The sequence below is a fragment of the Kribbella sp. NPDC050281 genome (assembly GCF_040655855.1).
Classification (GTDB): Bacteria; Actinomycetota; Actinomycetes; order Propionibacteriales; family Kribbellaceae; genus Kribbella.
Map to the genome: position 1 here is coordinate 138,986 of NZ_JBFAKS010000017.1, position 16,888 is coordinate 155,873.

Here is a 16,888-nt window from a genome sequence, read left to right on the forward strand (position 1 = left end):
GAGCTCTTGAAGAGGAGGTGTGGTGTGGGGTTGCGGCCGGTGGATCTGGCGCGGCGGGCTGGGGTGTCGACGCAGTTGGTGCGCAACTACGAGGCGGCCGGGATCCTGCCGCCGGCACCGCGGAGTGCGAGCGGGTACCGCCAGTACGGCGATGAGCATCTGTCCGCGCTGTTGACCTATCGGGCCCTGGGACCTGGGTTCGGGCCTGAGGTGGCGACGTCGATCATGCAGGCCGTACATGCGGGAGACCACGAGCTCGCCTACCGGCTGGTCGACGCCGCGCACGCGGGACTCCACCACCAACGGCTGGCGACCGATGCGGCCAGCGAGGCGCTCGGGGCGATGGCGGCCGAGTTCCTGGACGAGACACCGGCCAACGGTCCGTCGTTGCTGGTCGGTGAGCTGGCGCATCAGCTGGGCGTGCGTACCTCGGCGCTGCGGGTCTGGGAGGCGGCTGGGCTCCTGTCGCCGATGCGGGAGCCCGGGACGAAGTACCGGAAGTACGGACCGGAACAGATCCGTGATGCCCGGATCATCCACATGCTGCGGCAGGGGCGCTACTACTTCGAGCAGATCAGGCCTGTCCTCGACGGTCTCCGTCGTACCGGCAGCACCGAGGCTCTTCGCAGTGCGCTTGCCGAGCGCCGGGCCGCGCACAACCGCCAGACCAATGCGATGCTCCACGGCGCGGCCTTGCTGCACCAGCTCCTGCAGGAGAAATCAGCGTGGGATGGCCAGATGGGTCGGGGCGGCGCGGCCCCTGACGGTCACCTGGTCACTTGAGTGCCAGTTCTGCGCCTCCGTGGGGACTGCCTCCGAGACAGCGGTCATCGAGGCGATCAGCCGGCCGGGCGTCGACTTGGCGAGTTCGCTGAGGCGAGCGGCTTCGTTCACCGGGTCGCCGATGACCGTGTACTCGTGCCGGCGTACGTCGCCGACCGTGCCCGCGACCACGATGCCGGCGGTGACCCCGATGCCGGCTGTGACCTCGGGCAGCTCGTCGTCGAGCCGGGCGGCCAGCGTGCGGGCGGCCCGGAGAGCACTTCCGGCCGCGTCCGGGAGCTCGGCCGGGGCGCCGAAGATCGCGAGTGCGGCGTCGCCGGCGAACTTGTTGACGAACCCGCCTTGCTGGTCGACCTCGTCGACCACGATCGTGAAGAAGCGGTTCAGCAGTTGCACCACCTCGGCCGGTGGGTGCTCGGCGGCGAGTTCTGTCGAGCCGATCAGATCGACGAAGAGGACGGCGACGAAGCGATCCTCCCCGCCGAGCCGATCACTCGCGAGCGCCTCCTGCACCACCTCCGGACCGACGTACCGGCCGAAGACGTCCCGGATCCGCTCGCGCTCGCGCAGTCCTTCCGCCATCTGGTTGAAGCCCGACTGCAGCGAGCCGAGCTCGGTACCGTCGAAGACCGGAATGCGGATGTTCAGCTCTCCCTCGCCGATCAGCGTGAGCGCGTTGCGGACCGAGCGCACCGGCGCGACCACCGACCGGGCCGACAGTACGGTGAGCAACCACCCGTTGCCGATGGCCACGATGCCCAGGGCAAGGATCACGACCGAGAGCCGGGTCGTGGAGACGTCCTTCTCGAACAGGGCGACGATCGCCGCCAGCATCAGGCCGGCCACTGGTACGCCGGAGCCGACCGCCCAGAAGATCACGATGCGGGCCTTGAGGCCCGCCGCGAGCACCCGGCGCGGCGGTGAGGAGTCGGCCAGCGCCCGCGCGGCGACCGGCCGGAGCGCGAACTCGGTCAACAGATAGGAGATCGTGCAGGTGATGATCATGCCGTCGAAGACCGTGGCCGCGACGCGGAGCGCGTTCTCCGGCTGGAGCGCGAGTGTCATCGCGGTGAAGATCACCCCGGCGACCGACCAGAGCAGCACCTCGATCAACGTCAGCCGCAGCGGCAGCTGGAGCGTCGCGAGCTGCTCCTTCCGGGTGGCGGGCCGTTCCTCGTCGACCCACCGGGTGACGTGGCGGGTGAGCCGCGTGCTCCAGATGCAGCCGATCGCCACGGCGAAGAGGAAGTACAGCGGGATCACGATCGCCTCGGCGAGCTGGAGCTCGTCGACCAGCGGCGGCCCGGGCAGCACGAAGACGGCCAGCACGAACACGACCGCGGCACCGATCAGGTTGGTGACGATCGAGAACGTTGTCATCAGCACCTGCAGCCGGAACCGCAGCAGCGTCGTACTCTGGTCGGCCGGTCCGAGCAACCACGATCCGAACGGCCGCCGCTGCAGCACGAGTTCGGGTCGCCCCTCGGACATCATGGTGACAGTCTGCTAGCAACCACCCCGGTTCCCGCAACCGTCCTATTCCTTGGCGAGCCTGGCTACCGTGGACCCATGGCGGTATGGCGGCGTGTCTCGCTGGCTGCTGCAGCGGCCGCCCTGGTCGCGTGCTCGGACAACACCACAACGCAGCCCTCGCCCAGCCCTTCGAGTACGCCGAAGTCTTCGCCGAGCCGTCCGCAACAAACTCCGACGGTCAGAGAAACTCAACCGCTCGTTCTCGTTATTCATCCGACCCGGGCGGCACAGGACATCGACCTCGCGACCGCGAAGGCGATCGCGCGGGGAACGACCAAGTCCTGGCAGGGATTCCGCGTCATGTCGTTGCGGGACGCGCAACGATCTACCAGCGCACTCGCCGTCGTGCCTGCTGCCATGGTCGGGCCGAGTGTGCGGCCGCTGACGGTCGGCGGGATCGACCCGCTGAAGCAACCCGCGCGGTATCCGCTCCGGACAGTCGGCGCGCAGCCCACCGGGCCAGTCGTCGACGTGACGTTCGGCGGTGACGTCATGCTCGGCCGACGGGTGGCGACCGCGGCGGCGAGGACCGGTGATGTGTCCAGACCGCTGCGCGTCATCGGACCGAGGCTGGCCGCAGCCGACGTCACCGTCGTGAACCTGGAGAGCACACTGTCCCGGGCAGGAACGGCACAGCAAGGCGGCGACTCTTTCGCTGCCCCACCAGGTGTGGTGAAGGGTCTGCGGGACGCCGGAGTCGATGTGCTGTCGTTGGCCAACAACCACACCGGCGACTTCCAGGATCGCGCCCTGCTGGAGACGGTCCGGTTGGTGCGAGCCGGCGGCCTCCAGCCGGTAGGGGCCGGACGCAACGTCGCCGAGGCCGTCCGCCCCGCAATCGTCGAGCGTGATGGAGTTCGGTTCGGCTTCCTGGCCTTCAACGCGATCGGCGAGACGCCACGCGCGACGTCAACGAGTCCCGGTGCGCTCAGCGTGCGGATGCCGCCACGGACAGGACCGCTGAACGCCGGCGACCTGGCTGCGCTCACGAAGGCCGTGGCAACGTTGAAGTCCGCCGTCGACATTGTCGTCGTACTGCCGCATTGGGGTCAGCAGTACACGCACACCCCCTTTCCCGCGCAGCGGACGGTTGGGTCTGCGCTGACCAAGGCTGGAGCGGATCTGGTGATCGGTGGGCATCCGCACTGGGTGCAGGACGTGCAGTTCGCGGCCGGGAAGGTGGTCGCGCACTCGCTGGGCAATCTGGTGTTCGACATGGACTTCTCCCAGCAGACCCAGGAGGGCGTCCTGCTGGAGCTCACCTATTGGGGCAAGACACTCAAGGCCGCGCGGCTCACGCCGTACGTGATCGGTCGTGACTTCAGCCCGCGGGTCGTGACCGGCGCCCGGGCGGAGCAGATCCTGTCGGACATCCGCTAACTGTCGAGCCAGGCGGTCACCACACGACCCATTCGGCCAAGCTGGGCGGGCGACACAACCCGAGGGAGGTCGCGGGCGCTGTGATACTCGGCGTACGGCGTGCTGCCCAGCCGGACGCCTGGTAGTCCGGAGCGGACGAACGACCAGTGGTCACTCGACCTGTTCACACACGCTCGACTCGGCACGCGAGCGCGCGCTGCGACCGTCCGAAGCTCGTTCCGCAACGCGACGGCGTTCGCTTGAGCAGAGCAGATCGGTACGACGGTTCCTACGCCGACGCGGTCGAGAGACACCATGCCGCGAAGCGCTCTGCGTTGTGCGGGCGGCAGCGCGGCCACATAGGTGCGCGAGCCGTAGTGGTGGCGGTTGTCGCCGTCGCCGCGTGGCTCCTCGGCGCCGAAGGCAACGAAGATGGTCGGGAGCCTCGGTGCCCGGCGTTGGTAGAGCTGAGCGGTGCCGAGCAGGACGGAGACGCCCGAAGCGTTGTCCTCGGCGCCGGGCGCCTGGGGGACTGTGTCCAGGTGGGCACCGACGATGCGGTGCGGCGCTGAGGGTGCGAAACCTGGTTTGGCGGCGATCAGGTTCCAGCTGGTCCCGGCGCGGACCGGCACGCCCCAGGAGACCCCTGACGGCACCCGCACGGGCTGACGGCTGGTCTGGTAGCCGGCGGCGCGGAAGCGCTGCTCCAGCCAGATGAGAGCGCGCAGGTACGCCGGACTGGTCGCCTCACGTGGACCTAGGCCCGCGAGGTGGCCGACCGTCTGCAGTGCGGTGCGGCTGTCGAAGACAGCTGGGGTCGGCCGAGGGGTGGGCGTGGGAGTAGGGGTCGGTTGGGGTTGTGGTGCGCTCGAGGATGGTGCGGGCGACGGGAGGCGTGGCGGGGTACTGCTGGTGCACGCGGCGGTCAGCAGGACGAGGATGGCGGCCAACGCGGCCCGCATGTCTCCATGGTGCCGGGCCGCACCAAGACAGCAGTGTTTTGGCACGGTGGTGCTGTTGGCTCAGATTGGCCGCCTGATCATGCTCCAGCGTGGGTACTGTTCCCCGGACCACCTCTCTCGGGGAGACTCTGTGACGTACGACCGGCATTCCTATGCCGAACCTGCCTTGGTTCGGACCACCCATCTCGAGCTCGACGTCGAGCTGGACTTCGACGAGAAGGTGCTGGCCGGCACGGCCACGCACACGCTCGCCTGGACCGGCACCAGTGACCGGCTCGTGCTCGACACGCGGGATCTGACTGTGCTGGGGGTGGAGGGTGCGACGGCAGACGGCTGGGAGCCGCTCGAGTACAGCCTCGCCGTACCCGACAAGGAGCTCGGCTCCGCTCTGACGATCCGCACGCCGCAGCACCAGCGGGTGCGCATCAGCTACCGGACCGCGCCGACCGCGACCGGTCTGCAGTGGCTGGAGCCGTCCATGACCGCGGGCGGCGTCATGCCGTTCATGTTCAGCCAGTCGCAGGCGATCCACGCCCGCAGCTGGGTGCCCGTGCAGGACACTCCGAGCGTCCGCTTCAGCTACGCCGCTCATGTCACCGCACCGCCCGAGCTGATGGTGCTGATGAGCGCCGACAACGGGACGACGTCCCGGCGCACCGGTTCGTACGACGTGGTGATGCCTGAGCCGATCCCGTCGTACCTGCTGGCGATCGCCGCGGGCGACCTGGTGTTCGAGCCGATCGGTGAGCGGTCCGGCGTGTGGGCCGAGCCGGAGATGGCCCGGCGGGCGGCGACCGAGTTCGCCGACACCGAGGAGATGATGCGGGTCACCGAGGCGCTCTTCGGGCCGTATCGCTGGGGGCGCTACGACATCCTCGTGCTGCCGCCGTCGTTCCCGTACGGCGGCATGGAGAACCCGCGGATGACGTTCGCGACGCCGACCGTGGTGATCGGTGACAAGTCGCTGGTCAGCGTGGTCGCGCACGAGTTGGCGCACAGCTGGTCCGGCAACCTGGTCACCCAGGACAGCTGGGACGACATCTGGCTGAACGAGGGCTTCACGTCGTACGTCGAGAACCGGATCGTCGAGGCGGTCTACGGCACCGAGTTCGCGGTGATGGAGACGGCGATCAAGCAGCATGCGACCGTGGTGAAGCTGGACCCGCTGACGCCGGCCGAGCTGGCGGTGGAGCTGCCCGGGCTGAATCACCGGTCCGAGTACCACGGCACAACCTCGTGCGGCCCGCTGAAGGGGTCGTGGTTCCTGTCCTGGCTCGAGGAGCGGTTCACGCGCGAGGTGTTCGACCCGTTCCTGCGTGGCTACTTCGACCGGTTCGCGTTCCGCAGCATCAACTCCGAGGACTTCGTCGCGCACCTGCGCGAGCACCTGCTGGAGCCACACCCGGGCGTGGTGACGGACGCCGAGGTCGCGGCGTGGCTGGACGAGCCGGGCATTCCGGCGTTCGCGGCGCGGGCGGTGTCGGATCGCTTCGAGGCGGTCGACGAGGCGCGGGACAGGTGGCTCGGCACGGGCGAACTGCCGCAGGGCGCGGCGGCGTGGACGACGCAGGAGTGGCTGCGGTTCCTGGACGCGGCGCCGGACGTGCTGGGTGCGGTGCAGCTGCAGCAGCTCGACCGGGAGTTCGGCCTGACCGGTACGGCGAACGGCGAGATCGCCCGCCGCTGGTACCAGATCGTTGCCGCCAGCAGCTACGAGGCGGCGTACGCCGAGCTGGCCGGGTTCCTCACGAACGTCGGCCGGATGAAGCTGGTCCTGCCGGTCTACCGTGCACTGGCCGGCACCGACCGCGAGTTCGCAGCCGAGGTCTTCGCCAAGGCCCGCCCCGGCTACCACCCCATCACCACCGCCGCCGTCCAGAAGATCCTCGGCGAGTGATCGGGCTCGCGTAGGCAGACGACGAACCACAGTCGACGATGGCCACCGGAGCCAGCCTCAACGTCGCGGTCGCCGGCGTCCTGTACCGGCTGGCCTGTTTGCTCTAGCACCCACCACCCGATCAGCGTGCAGCTCGACAGGACGTGTCCCCTGAATTCGTCCATCGGCCCGGCCCGGTGAGCCTCACGAGTCCGGGCTCACCGGCGACACCTCCTGTCGAGCTGCACAGGTTTAGAGGTACTGGGCTTCGCCGTTGCCGAAAGACCAGTCGGGGGATGCGTTCTCGGTGAGGGTGATGAGCACGTTGCGGGGAGCGGTGCCGGTGTAGTCGTGGACGAGCTCGGTGATCCGGCGGTACATCGCCTGCTTGACCTCGTCGGGTCGGCCGGCTCGCAAGGTGATGACGATGAACACGACAGCGTCGTCGCGCTCGATGCCGGGGAAGCCGCCGTACCGCAGTGTGCTGGTGGTGCCGTCGTGGCTGGTGAGCACCTGGAAGAGATCGTCGGGCGGGATGCCGATCGTCTCGACCAGCGCGTCGTGCACCGCGCGGCCGAGGCCGGCGAGGCGGTCGGGGCCGGCCCGGAGGGCGTCGATCCGGATCAGTGGCATGCCGACATACTAGTAGGTACAGACGTCCAGGGTGCAGCGGTGCGTGGTCTCGGTCGGTAGGTAGCCGAGGTGGTCGTTGACTCGCTGCATCGGCAGGTTCGTGCTGACCGTGTCGGTCAGGAGGCCGTCGAGGTCGGGGAAGTGGGTGCGGACCAAGCGGATCTGCTCGGCCTTCATCCACAGAGCGAGACCGCGACCACGGTGCGCCGGGAGGACCGCGGTGCCGTAGTGCTGCGCATCGCCCTTGCCGTTCCCCGGTACGACGAGTTCGGTGAAACCTACGATCGTCCCGGTCGACCTGTCCACGGCCGCGACAGTCGAGAGGTGATCACCGCGCTGCTCGATCACCCGGGCCGCGTGCCGGGTCCGCTCCAGATCCCACGTGTCATCGCCGTACGCGATGTCGCCGGACGGTGCGTCGTCCATCCCGGATCGCGCGTCCGTGAACGTCTGCGCCAACTCATCGGGCACGACGCCTGCCCACGACTGCAACCGGTAGCCCGGGTCCTGAGGAACGATCAGTACGGCGTCGTTGAGGTCGGCCAGCCGCAGACGCGCGTAGACGAGCGTCAGGCCGATCGTGAAACCGCGTGCAGTGAGGAAGTGGTACGCCGGGGAGTCGTCCGGAGTATCGGCCAGGATGGTCCGGACCTCGTGCGCACGGGCCGCGGCGACGACCGCGTCGAGGAGACGGGCGCCGATGCCGCGGCGGCGCTCGGCCGGGTGCACGTTCAGCTCGAGCTCGGCCAGATGGGCATGGGACTCGCGGCTGTTGAGCCGGAGGAAGGCCGATCCGACCGGGTTGCCGTCGGCGTCCGCGGCGAGCCAGGCGATCCGGCGGCTGAACGGCCGGAAGTCGGGATCCGTCAGGGGAGTCAGCGTGATGCTCAAGGCGGCAACATATCGCGCCTCTGGATCACGTGCCTCTGGCCAGCTCCATCGGCTACCGTGCTTCGGAGCCGACGGGGAGAGGAGCACCGGGTGGATCAGCCGGGTGGGGCCAAGATACGGACGATCGGTGCGGACCATGTCGCCTTGCGCGAGCAGGTGCTGACGGAGCTGCGTCGCCGGATCGTGGACGGCGAGTACGGGCAGGGCGAGCGGCTGACCGAGACCCGGCTCGCGGACGACTTCGGGGTGTCGCGCAACCCGGTGCGTGAGGCGCTGCGGGTGGTGGAGGCCGAGGGCTTCGTTCAGATCCTGCCGCGGCGTGGTGCGGTGGTCGCCACCCTCGACGAGACCGCGGTGCGCGACCTGTTCGCCGTACGGCAGCAACTGGAGACGCTGGCCGCGGGGCTGGCGGCGGAGCGCGCCGACGACGCCGACGTCGCGCGGTTGCGGCGGCTGCTCGACGATGCGAACAAGGCCAGCGAGGCCAAGGATTTCGACCAGCTCGCCGAGCTGAACAGCGCGTTCCACCGCGCGGTGATCGAGGTCAGCGGCAACCGCTGGCTGCACTCGATCTCGACAGCGATGTATCACCACGTCCACTGGGTGTTCCGCGTCGGCGCCGCCCAGCGGGCGCCACACTCCACGGAAGAGCACCTCCGCCTGGTCGACGCCATCGCCGCCAAGGATCCGGACGCCGCCAGCACCGCAGCCGGCCTGCACGTGGCGGCTGCGGCGAAGGCGGCTCTAGGTCAGCGTCCTACCGCATAGCCCTGCATCCCGCGGGGGTTGGCGGCCGCGGCCAGCACGCCATCGGCCTCCTTGCGTACGGCGCACAGCCGGCCGAGGCTCCATGCATCGCCTTCGGTGACGACGTGCCCGCGCCGTACCAGCTCGTCGCGGACGGCTGAGCCGAGGCGCCTCTCCATCACCAGACCGCCCGGCTCGGTCGCCCTCGGGTAGAACGACGACGGGAAGCCCGTGGTGTGCCAGGCGGGTGCGTCGATCGCCTCCTGCAGATCCATGCCGGCGCCGAGGTGCCGCAGCAGGAAGAGCAGCTGCCACTGGTCCTGCTGGTCGCCACCCGGCGAACCGCAGGCCATCACCGGCTGCCCGTCGCGGAGTACGAGCGTCGGCGTGAGGGTGGTCCGCGGACGCCTGCCGGGTGCGAGCGACGCGGGCAGTCCATCCTCGAGCCAGAACATCTGGGCCCGGCTGCCGAGACAGAACCCGAGCTCCGGAATCGTCGGCGACGACTGCAGCCAACCGCCGCTGGGCGTGGCGGAGATGATGTTGCCCCAACGGTCGATCACGTCGACGTGGCAGGTGTCGCCCCGCGTCACGCCGTCCGAGGAGACGGTCGGCTCACCGGTCGTGGCGTCGCCGAGGTCATTGCCCACGGCAATCGAATGCAGGACGGGCTTCCGGCTGTCCGGCTGGCCGGGACGAAGCTCGCGCGTAGCCTCCGGACCGACCAGCTTCGCCCGCTCCGCGGCGTACGCGGGGGAGAGGAGGGTCTTCAGCGGTACGTCGGCGTCGTCGCCGTACCAGGCCTCGCGGTCGGCGTACGACAGCTTCATCACCTCGACGGTGGTGTGTACGCCGTCCGCGCTGTCCAGGTCGACGTCACCGAGCTCGGCCAGTACGGCGAGCGACTGCAGCAGAGCGGGACCTTGACCCCAGGGTCCGGTCTTGGCGACGGTGTAGCCGTTCCAGTCCAGCGTGGCCGGGTCCTCCCAGGTCGCCTGGAACGCGGCCATGTCGTCGCCCGTGATGAGTCCGGCGTGGTCCTCGCCGCTGGAGTCTCGATGCGGCAGCCTGGAGAACTTGTCGACCGCCTCGGCGACGAAGCCTTCACGCCAGGTCTTGCGGGCCCGCTCGACCTGCGCCTGCCGATCCGCGCCGGCCGCTTCGCCCTCGGTGAGCAGTCGCTCGAGGGTGGCGGCGTACGCCTCGTTGCGGAACATGCCGGTCGGCGGCCGCCCGTCACGCAGCCAGAGTGCGGCAGACGTCTTCCAGTTCTCCTCGAAGAGCTGCTGCACGGTGCTGACCGTCTCACCGACCCGCGGCACCAGCGGGTGGCCGTTGCGCGCATAGTCGATGGCCGGCTCGAGTACGACGCGCAGCGGCAGCGTGCCGTGGTCGTGCAGCAGGAGCAGCCAGGCGTCGACTGCACCCGGCACCGTCGCAGCCAGCGGTCCAGAGCCGGGGACAAGCGTCAGCCCGAGCGAGGTGTAGTGATCGATCGTCGCGCCCGCCGGAGCGACGCCCTGACCGCACAGCACGCGCGGTGTGGGGTCGTCCGCGGTCGCGATGATCCCCGGAACCTCACCACCTGGGCCGTTGAGGTGCGGCTCCACCACGTGCAGCACGAACCCCGCGGCCACGGCGGCGTCGAACGCATTGCCGCCGAGCTCGAGGATGCGCATCGCCGACTGGGACGCCAGCCAGTGCGTGGACGAAACCATCCCGAACGTGCCGCGCAGCGTGGGCCGGGTGGTGAAGGTCATCGGGCAACTCCCTCTCCAGTACGAACATCGGGACCGGTGCCGTTGTCGTCGACCAGATGACAGGCGACCTGGTGTCCACCTTCTCCGATCACGCGCGGCTCCGGAATGACTGTCCGGCATGTGTCGACCGCTACCGGACATCTGGTGTGGAATCGGCACCCGGACGGCGGGTCGATCGCCGATGGCAGGTCGTCACCCAGCAGCACGGGCCTCCGCGCCCGCTGCTCGGCCGGATCGGGCACAGGCGCCGCGGACAGCAGCGCCTGCGTGTAGGGATGCGCCGGTACGCCGAAGATGCGCGAACGCGGGCCTTGTTCGACCAGCTGCCCCAGGTACATCACCGCGACCTCGTCGGCCAGGTACTCGACCGCGGACAGGTCGTGAGTGATGAAGAGGCAGGCGAAGCCGAGGTCGCGCTGAAGGTCGGCGAGCAGGTTGAGGACCGACGCCTGGACCGACACGTCCAGTGCGCTCGTCGGTTCGTCCGCGACCAGTAGGCGCGGCTCTGAGATCAGAGCGCGAGCGATGCTGACGCGCTGACGTTGCCCTCCGGACAGCTCGTGTGGTGAGCGCTGGGCGACCTCCGGGCGCAGTCCGACGCGACGCAGCGACTCGGACACCTTGGTTGAGATGTCTTTGCGGTGCATGAGCCGCAGTGGCTCTCCGACGATGTCTCCGACGGACAGCCGCGGGTCGAGTGAGCCCGCTGGGTCCTGAAAGACGATCGACACGTTCCGGCGGTGTGGACGCAACTGCCGGCGGGTGAGGTGCGTGACATCGGCATCGGCGAGTCGGACCGTCCCACCGGTCGGCTCCAGCAGCCGGACGATGCAGCGTCCCACCGTGGACTTCCCGGAGCCGCTCTCACCGACCAGAGCGACCACAGAGCCTTGGCGGATGCGCAGGGTTACCCCGTCGACCGCCCGGACCGGCCCGAAGTGCATGACGAGGTCTTCTACCTCCAGAGCGAGGGTGCTCATCAGACCTCCACTGGTTCTCTGACCGGGTTCCAGCACGCGACCCGGTGGTGACCAGGGGTCAGGTCCGGCTCTGTCGCCGTACAGGTGTCGATTGCTCGCGGGCAGCGGTCGGCGAAGGTGCAGGCGTCCGGCTGTTGGGTGAGGACCGGCACCAGACCTGGGATCTCGTTCAGCCGATGGCTCTCCGCGTGGCGACCGGCGGCGGGTGAGGCACCGAGCAGACCGGACGTGTAGGGGTGCTGCGGATGCGCGAAAAGCTCGTGCACGTCAGCCGTCTCGACGACGCGTCCGGCGTACATGACCGCCACCCGGTCGGCGAGGTCCGCGACCACTCCGAGGTCGTGCGTGATCAGGACGATGCTGGTCCCGAGCCGTTCGCGCAGCTCCCGCAGTACGTCGAGGATGCCGGCCTGGATCGTGACGTCGAGCGCGGTGGTCGGCTCGTCGGCGATCAGTACCTTCGGATCGCAGGCGACCGCCATCGCGATCATCACGCGCTGGCGCATACCGCCGGACAGTTGGTGCGGGTAGTCGCTGATGCGGCGCTCGGCCGACGGGATGCCGACGAGCTTGAGAAGCTCGATCGAGCGGTCCCGGGCCGCCTGCCGGTTCAGTCCGATGTGCGTACGGAGGACTTCGCCGATCTGGTGCCCGACCGTGAAGACCGGGTTCAGCGACGTCATCGGCTCCTGGAAGATGTACGCCACCTCGCGGCCGCGGATCGTGCGGAGCGTGCGTTTGTCGGCGCCGATCAACTCGACCCCGTCGAGCCGCACCGAGCCGTCGACCGTGGCGGTGCGGGGGAGCAGCCCGGCCAGGCTCATCGCGGTGACGCTCTTGCCGCAGCCCGACTCGCCGACGACCGCGAGGACCTCGCCGTCGCCGACCTCGAAGCTGACGCGGTCGACGGCCGACACCAGGCCGTCCTCGGTCCGGAAGGTGATCGAGAGGTCGTTCACCTGGAGAACCGGAGCTGTGGTGATTCCTGCGGTCATCGGCGGCTCGCTTTCGGGTCGAGCGCGTCGCGCAGGCTGTCGCCGACGACGTTGAACGCCAACGTCAGCAGCATGATCGCGACGCCGGGCATCACCGCGGCCCACGGGGCGCGGGACGCGAACTGCTGAGCATCGGCCAGCATCGTGCCGAGGCTCGGCGCCGGTGGCTGGATGCCGAGACCGAGGAACGACAGCACCGCCTCGCCCAGGATCGCGGCCGGGAGCCCGACCGTGGTCTGGACGATGACCACCGAGGCCGCGTTCGGGAGGATGTGGCGGCCCATCACCCAGGTATCTCCGGCGCCCTCGACGATCGCGGCCGAGACGAAGTCCAGTGACTTGAGCCGCAAGGTCTCGGACCGGACGATCCGGATCATGCCGGGGATCTGCGCGATGCCGATCGCGATCGCCGCGTTGCCGAGGCTGGCACCGCGGATCGCGGCCAGTCCGACCGCCAGGATCAGGAACGGGAACGCGAGCACGAGATCGGTCATCCGGGAGATCAGCGCGTCGATCGCCCGGAAGTACCCGGCCAGCAGTCCGAGCGGTACGCCGACCACGAGCGACGTCGCAACCGCGAGCAGTGCGACGTGGAGCGAGGCTCGCAGGCCGAACATGATCCGGGACAGCACATCGCGGCCGAGGTCGTCGGTGCCGAGCAGGTGTCCCGGCGTACCCGGAGGTGCGAAGGCCTGACCGAGATTCGTCTGCGTCGGTTCGTGCGGTGCCAGCCAGGGCGCGAACACCGCCAGGATCACCGCGATCACGAGCACCACGAGACCGCTGATCGCGAGCGGGTTGCGGAGGATCCGCCGTACCACCTTGCTGCGGTTGCTGCGCAGCGGCGTACCGGCGGTGATTGCTTCAGCGACGGCCATCACGCGTCACCTCGCACCCGAATGCGCGGGTCGATCACGGAGTACAGCAGGTCGACCAGCAGATTGATCACGATGTACGCCGTCGCGGTCACCAGGACGACCGCCTGGATCACGGGATAGTCGCGCTGGAAGACCGCATCGACGGTGAGCTTGCCGAATCCCGGCAGGGCGAAGATGCGCTCGGTGACGACCGCGCCGGAGATCAATGCACCGAGCTGCAGGCCGACGATCGTGACGACCACGATCAGGCTGTTGCGTAAGGCATGTTTGCCGATCACCGACTTGGGTGGCAGGCCCTTCGCCTCGGCCGTCCGGATGTAGTCGGCCGAGAGGGCGTCGAGCATCGACGATCTGGTCTGCCGCATGATGACCGCGGCGAGACCGGTGCCGAGGATCAGCGCGGGCAGCACCAGGTGGTGCAGGTTGCCGGCCGGGTCGCTGAAGAACGGCACGAATCCGGACGCCGGGAAGAGGCCGAGGGCAACGGACAGGTACAGGATCGCCATCAGGCCGAGCCAGAAATGCGGCACCGACAGGCCGAGCAACGCCAACGCGTTGGCAGCCCACTCGGCCGGACGGCCGCGGCGGACAGCCGCGACCACCCCGGCACCGACACCGATCAGGCTGGCGATCAGGATCGCCAGCACAGACAGCTCGATCGTCACCGGCAACGCGCTGCCGATCATCCCGCGCACCGGCGCACCGGTCCGGATCGACTGGCCCAGGTCGCCCCGGGCCGCGTGGCTGACGAACTGCCAGAACTGCACGAGCCACGACTGGTCCAGCCCGTACTGCTCCCGGATCGCCCGCAACGACTCCGGATCCCGGTCCTCGCCGGCGAGGGCGAGCGCCGGGTCACCCGGCAACGCCCGTACGCCGGCGAAGACCACGATCGTTGCCAGCACCAACGTGACGGCCGACTGCCACAGCCGATGGAAGAGGTATCGCCTCACGAACCCCACCACCTCGCTCGGTCCCGCCGCCCGCCGGCGGAGAGAACGCTCACTTGGCGAATCCGGCGAACGCCGTCCGGATCACGCCGTCCGGGAAGGTCTGGACACCCAGGAGCTTCTTCGAGACGCCGGTCAGGTTGCGCTGGCGGTACATGTAGATCAGCGGGTCGTCCTCCTGCAGCTTGCTCACGACATCGCCGTACAGCTTGATCCGCTGCGCCTTGTCGGTCGACTGCCGTGCGTCGGTCAGCAGCTTGTCCACGTCGGGGCTGCTGTAGCCGGCGACGTTCTGGCTGCCTTCCGAGCCGACGAAGTTGTAGATGTTCGCGTCCGGGTCGACTCGGCCGGACCAGCCGAGCTGCAACAGCTCGAACTCACCGCGGTCCTGCTGGTCGAGCAATGACGCGTACTCGACCGGCTTGATCTCCAGCTCGAATCCGCCGTCCTTCACCATCGCCTGCAGCGCCTGCGCGAGCCGCAGACTGTCCGGGTTGTTGGAGGTGATCATGCTGACCTTGTACGGCGTGGGCACGCCGGCGTCGGCCAGCAGTTGCTTTGCCTTCGCCGGGTCGTGCGGCGGGCAGACCTGCGCGGCGTCGGAGGTGAACTCGCTCTTCGGTGAGACCGGCGTGCAGGCGACCGTGTTCAGCCCGTTGAAGATCGTCTCCACCAGGGCCTCCCGGTCGATCGACAGCGCCAGCGCCTGCCGGACCCGCGGGTCCTTCGCGATCGGGGTGTCGAGCTGCTTGAGCGGCTTGCCGACGCCGTTCGCGTTGGCGACGTTGATGGTCAGGCCCTGGTACCCGAGCGACTGCGACTGCAGCACGGTCATCGTGCTGTCCTTCTGCAGCTGCGGCGCGTCCTGCGTCGACAGCGAGTCGGCGATCTGCGCGTCACCGGACTTCAGGTTGGCCGAACGGATGCTGGAGTCGGTGATGATCCGGTACTCGATCGCATCCAGGTGCACCTTGGCGGCGTCGTAGTACAGCGGGTCCTTGACCACCTTGATCGAGTTCTGCGCGACCCGGCTGGCGAACTTGAACGGTCCGACACACACCGGTGCGTTGGAGAAGTTCGCGCCGAGCTTCGACACCGCGGCCGGGCTCAGCACCATGCCGGCCCGGTCGGCCAGCGCGGCGGTCAGCGGGGCGAACGGCTTCGACAGCTTGATCACCACGGTGTTCGGGTCCGGCGTCTCGATCGAGGTGATCGGGCCGAGTTCGCTCTTGCGGCCGGAGCCGGCGATCGTCAGGCCGCGCTCGATCGAGATCTTCACCGCGTTCGAGTCCATCGTCCCGCCGTCGGCGAACTTCACGCCCTGCTTCAGCGGGATGGTCAGGCTCAGCCCGTCGGCCGAGATGGTCGGCAGCGCGGTGGCCAGTTGCGGCACCACCTTCGCGTCCGGGCCGAGGTCGTACAGCTTCTCGCACATGGTGTGGAAGACGTAGCGCGAGTACAGGCTGCGCGACAGCGACGGGTCGAGCTTGTCCGGGTCCGCGGACAGCGCGACCGTGAGCGTGCCGCCCTGCTTGACCTGTGCCGGGTCGGCCGGGTCGCCGAACACGTCTTTGCCCTCCGCCGACTGGGTTTCCCCGCCCCCGTCATTGCCGGCCGGCTCGACGGGAGAGCAAGCCGTTCCGACGAGCGCGAGCGCGATCACCCCCACCATGGTTCCGGCGACCATCGGGCGGCGGCGGTAGCTCCTGCTGGAGCGGTTCAGTAAGGACGGAAGTCGACGAGTCATCGCGTGCTCCTGAGTAGGCGGTCCTGCCGACTGTTTCATGTATACAAGGCAGGTGCGCAAGTGATTCGGCGAGTTTGGCTGAACCTTTTACGACCGCCCGCCGTACTCACTGTCGAACGCCCGAGTGCCGACCGCCGCGAGGCCGCCGGAGACTGTGTTACGCCCCGGCGGCCCCGCGGTCGATCAGGTCGTGACTGGATACGTGAGGTCACCAGTGGGCGGTCGATGATCACCGAGGGCGAGCGCCATCAGGTTCGGTCCGTCGTACTGCGGATGATGGATGCCGAACTCGGTCGCCTGCCGGAATCCGAACCTCGGGTAGTACGTGTCGTGACCGAGCACGATGACAGTCTGCTCATCACGATCACGCGCGGTGTCGAGCGCCGCGATGACCGCCGCGCTCCCCGCGCCTTGCCTCTGGTACGCCGGAAGCACGGCAACCGGACCCAGAGACAGGATCGGCGTGTCGCCGACGTGGGCGCGGGTGAGGAGCGCGTAGGCAACCGGTCGATCGTCCGGTGTGGTTGCCACGAGCGACAACCCTGGCAAGATCGCGATCGGGTCGATGCGCAGGGCATCGAGGAAGTCGACCTCGAACTGGCGGCCGAAGGCCTGCCAGGTGATGTCACGGACCGTGTCGGCGTCGGCCGGCGTCTCGGCGCGGGTGTTCCAGGTGATGGACAACGGAGAATCCCTTTCGGGCAAGGGGTTCCGCCGGTCTTGGTCAGACGGATCCCGGAGTGAGTTGGATGAGCGTGTCGGCTGCCGGGCGTGCGGCAGCACTCGTTCGCGCC

General features: G+C 68.9%; 15 protein-coding genes. 4 read left to right on the forward strand and 11 right to left on the reverse strand.

The genetic code is table 11. From position 1 onward, the window contains the following. Nucleotides 1-24 precede the first annotated feature (24 nt). Nucleotides 25-783, forward strand: coding sequence for a TioE family transcriptional regulator (locus AB0I34_RS20305; RefSeq protein ID WP_360447024.1), 759 nt, complete (start codon nucleotides 25-27; stop codon nucleotides 781-783). Here AB0I34_RS20305 and AB0I34_RS20310 read toward each other — a convergent pair. After that, nucleotides 721-2,274, reverse strand: coding sequence for an adenylate/guanylate cyclase domain-containing protein (locus tag AB0I34_RS20310; protein WP_360447026.1), 1,554 nt, complete (start codon nucleotides 2,272-2,274; stop codon nucleotides 721-723). The genes AB0I34_RS20305 and AB0I34_RS20310 overlap by 63 nt on opposite strands. Nucleotides 2,275-2,352: 78 nt before the next feature. On the opposite strand from AB0I34_RS20310, the gene AB0I34_RS20315 reads away from it, so the two are divergent. Beyond that, nucleotides 2,353-3,696, forward strand: a complete 1,344-nt coding sequence (locus AB0I34_RS20315) for a CapA family protein (RefSeq protein WP_360447028.1) — start codon at nucleotides 2,353-2,355, stop codon at nucleotides 3,694-3,696. Here the strand turns inward: AB0I34_RS20315 and AB0I34_RS20320 are convergent. Next, entirely contained in the window at nucleotides 3,693-4,637 is a 945-nt protein-coding gene (locus AB0I34_RS20320; protein WP_360447030.1) for a M28 family peptidase, read from the reverse strand. The two genes, AB0I34_RS20315 and AB0I34_RS20320, sit on opposite strands and share 4 nt — an antisense overlap. 130 nt (nucleotides 4,638-4,767) lie before the next feature. Between AB0I34_RS20320 and AB0I34_RS20325 the strand changes: the two genes are divergently transcribed. Beyond that, nucleotides 4,768-6,534 carry a M1 family metallopeptidase gene (locus AB0I34_RS20325; protein WP_360447032.1) on the forward strand — a complete coding sequence of 589 codons (1,767 nt, stop codon included), beginning with the start codon at nucleotides 4,768-4,770 and terminating at the stop codon, nucleotides 6,532-6,534. 231 nt (nucleotides 6,535-6,765) lie between these two features. Here AB0I34_RS20325 and AB0I34_RS20330 read toward each other — a convergent pair whose 3' ends face one another. Continuing rightward, nucleotides 6,766-7,146, reverse strand: a complete 381-nt coding sequence (locus AB0I34_RS20330; RefSeq protein ID WP_360447034.1) for a tautomerase family protein — start codon at nucleotides 7,144-7,146, stop codon at nucleotides 6,766-6,768. 9 nt (nucleotides 7,147-7,155) lie between these two features. Continuing rightward, on the reverse strand, nucleotides 7,156-8,037 hold the full coding sequence (locus AB0I34_RS20335; protein WP_360447036.1) for a GNAT family N-acetyltransferase: 882 nt from the start codon (nucleotides 8,035-8,037) through the stop codon (nucleotides 7,156-7,158). A 90-nt stretch (nucleotides 8,038-8,127) separates the two neighbouring features. Between AB0I34_RS20335 and AB0I34_RS20340 the strand changes: the two genes are divergently transcribed. Beyond that, nucleotides 8,128-8,805, forward strand: coding sequence for a GntR family transcriptional regulator (locus tag AB0I34_RS20340; RefSeq protein ID WP_360447038.1), 678 nt, complete (start codon nucleotides 8,128-8,130; stop codon nucleotides 8,803-8,805). On the opposite strand, the gene AB0I34_RS20345 is transcribed toward AB0I34_RS20340, so the two are convergent. The 7 genes from AB0I34_RS20345 to AB0I34_RS20375 form a co-directional block, all read right to left on the reverse strand. Next, complete coding sequence (locus AB0I34_RS20345) at nucleotides 8,787-10,544, reverse strand: gamma-glutamyltransferase family protein (protein WP_360447040.1); 1,758 nt, start codon at nucleotides 10,542-10,544, stop codon at nucleotides 8,787-8,789. The genes AB0I34_RS20340 and AB0I34_RS20345 overlap by 19 nt on opposite strands. Further along, on the reverse strand, nucleotides 10,541-11,524 hold the full coding sequence (locus AB0I34_RS20350) for an oligopeptide/dipeptide ABC transporter ATP-binding protein (protein ID WP_360447042.1): 984 nt from the start codon (nucleotides 11,522-11,524) through the stop codon (nucleotides 10,541-10,543). The genes AB0I34_RS20345 and AB0I34_RS20350 overlap by 4 nt, the downstream gene beginning before the upstream one ends. Continuing rightward, nucleotides 11,524-12,519 carry an ABC transporter ATP-binding protein gene (locus tag AB0I34_RS20355; RefSeq protein ID WP_360447044.1) on the reverse strand — a complete coding sequence of 332 codons (996 nt, stop codon included), beginning with the start codon at nucleotides 12,517-12,519 and terminating at the stop codon, nucleotides 11,524-11,526. Before AB0I34_RS20355 ends, AB0I34_RS20350 begins: the two co-directional genes overlap by 1 nt. Next, nucleotides 12,516-13,397 carry an ABC transporter permease gene (locus tag AB0I34_RS20360; protein WP_360447046.1) on the reverse strand — a complete coding sequence of 294 codons (882 nt, stop codon included), beginning with the start codon at nucleotides 13,395-13,397 and terminating at the stop codon, nucleotides 12,516-12,518. Before AB0I34_RS20360 ends, AB0I34_RS20355 begins: the two co-directional genes overlap by 4 nt. Next, complete coding sequence (locus AB0I34_RS20365) at nucleotides 13,397-14,350, reverse strand: ABC transporter permease (protein WP_360447047.1); 954 nt, start codon at nucleotides 14,348-14,350, stop codon at nucleotides 13,397-13,399. The genes AB0I34_RS20360 and AB0I34_RS20365 overlap by 1 nt, the downstream gene beginning before the upstream one ends. 49 nt (nucleotides 14,351-14,399) lie before the next feature. Beyond that, entirely contained in the window at nucleotides 14,400-16,094 is a 1,695-nt protein-coding gene (locus AB0I34_RS20370; protein WP_360447049.1) for an ABC transporter substrate-binding protein, read from the reverse strand. Between the two features lie 183 nt (nucleotides 16,095-16,277). After that, complete coding sequence (locus AB0I34_RS20375; protein ID WP_360447051.1) at nucleotides 16,278-16,778, reverse strand: N-acetyltransferase; 501 nt, start codon at nucleotides 16,776-16,778, stop codon at nucleotides 16,278-16,280. Nucleotides 16,779-16,888 lie beyond the last annotated feature (110 nt).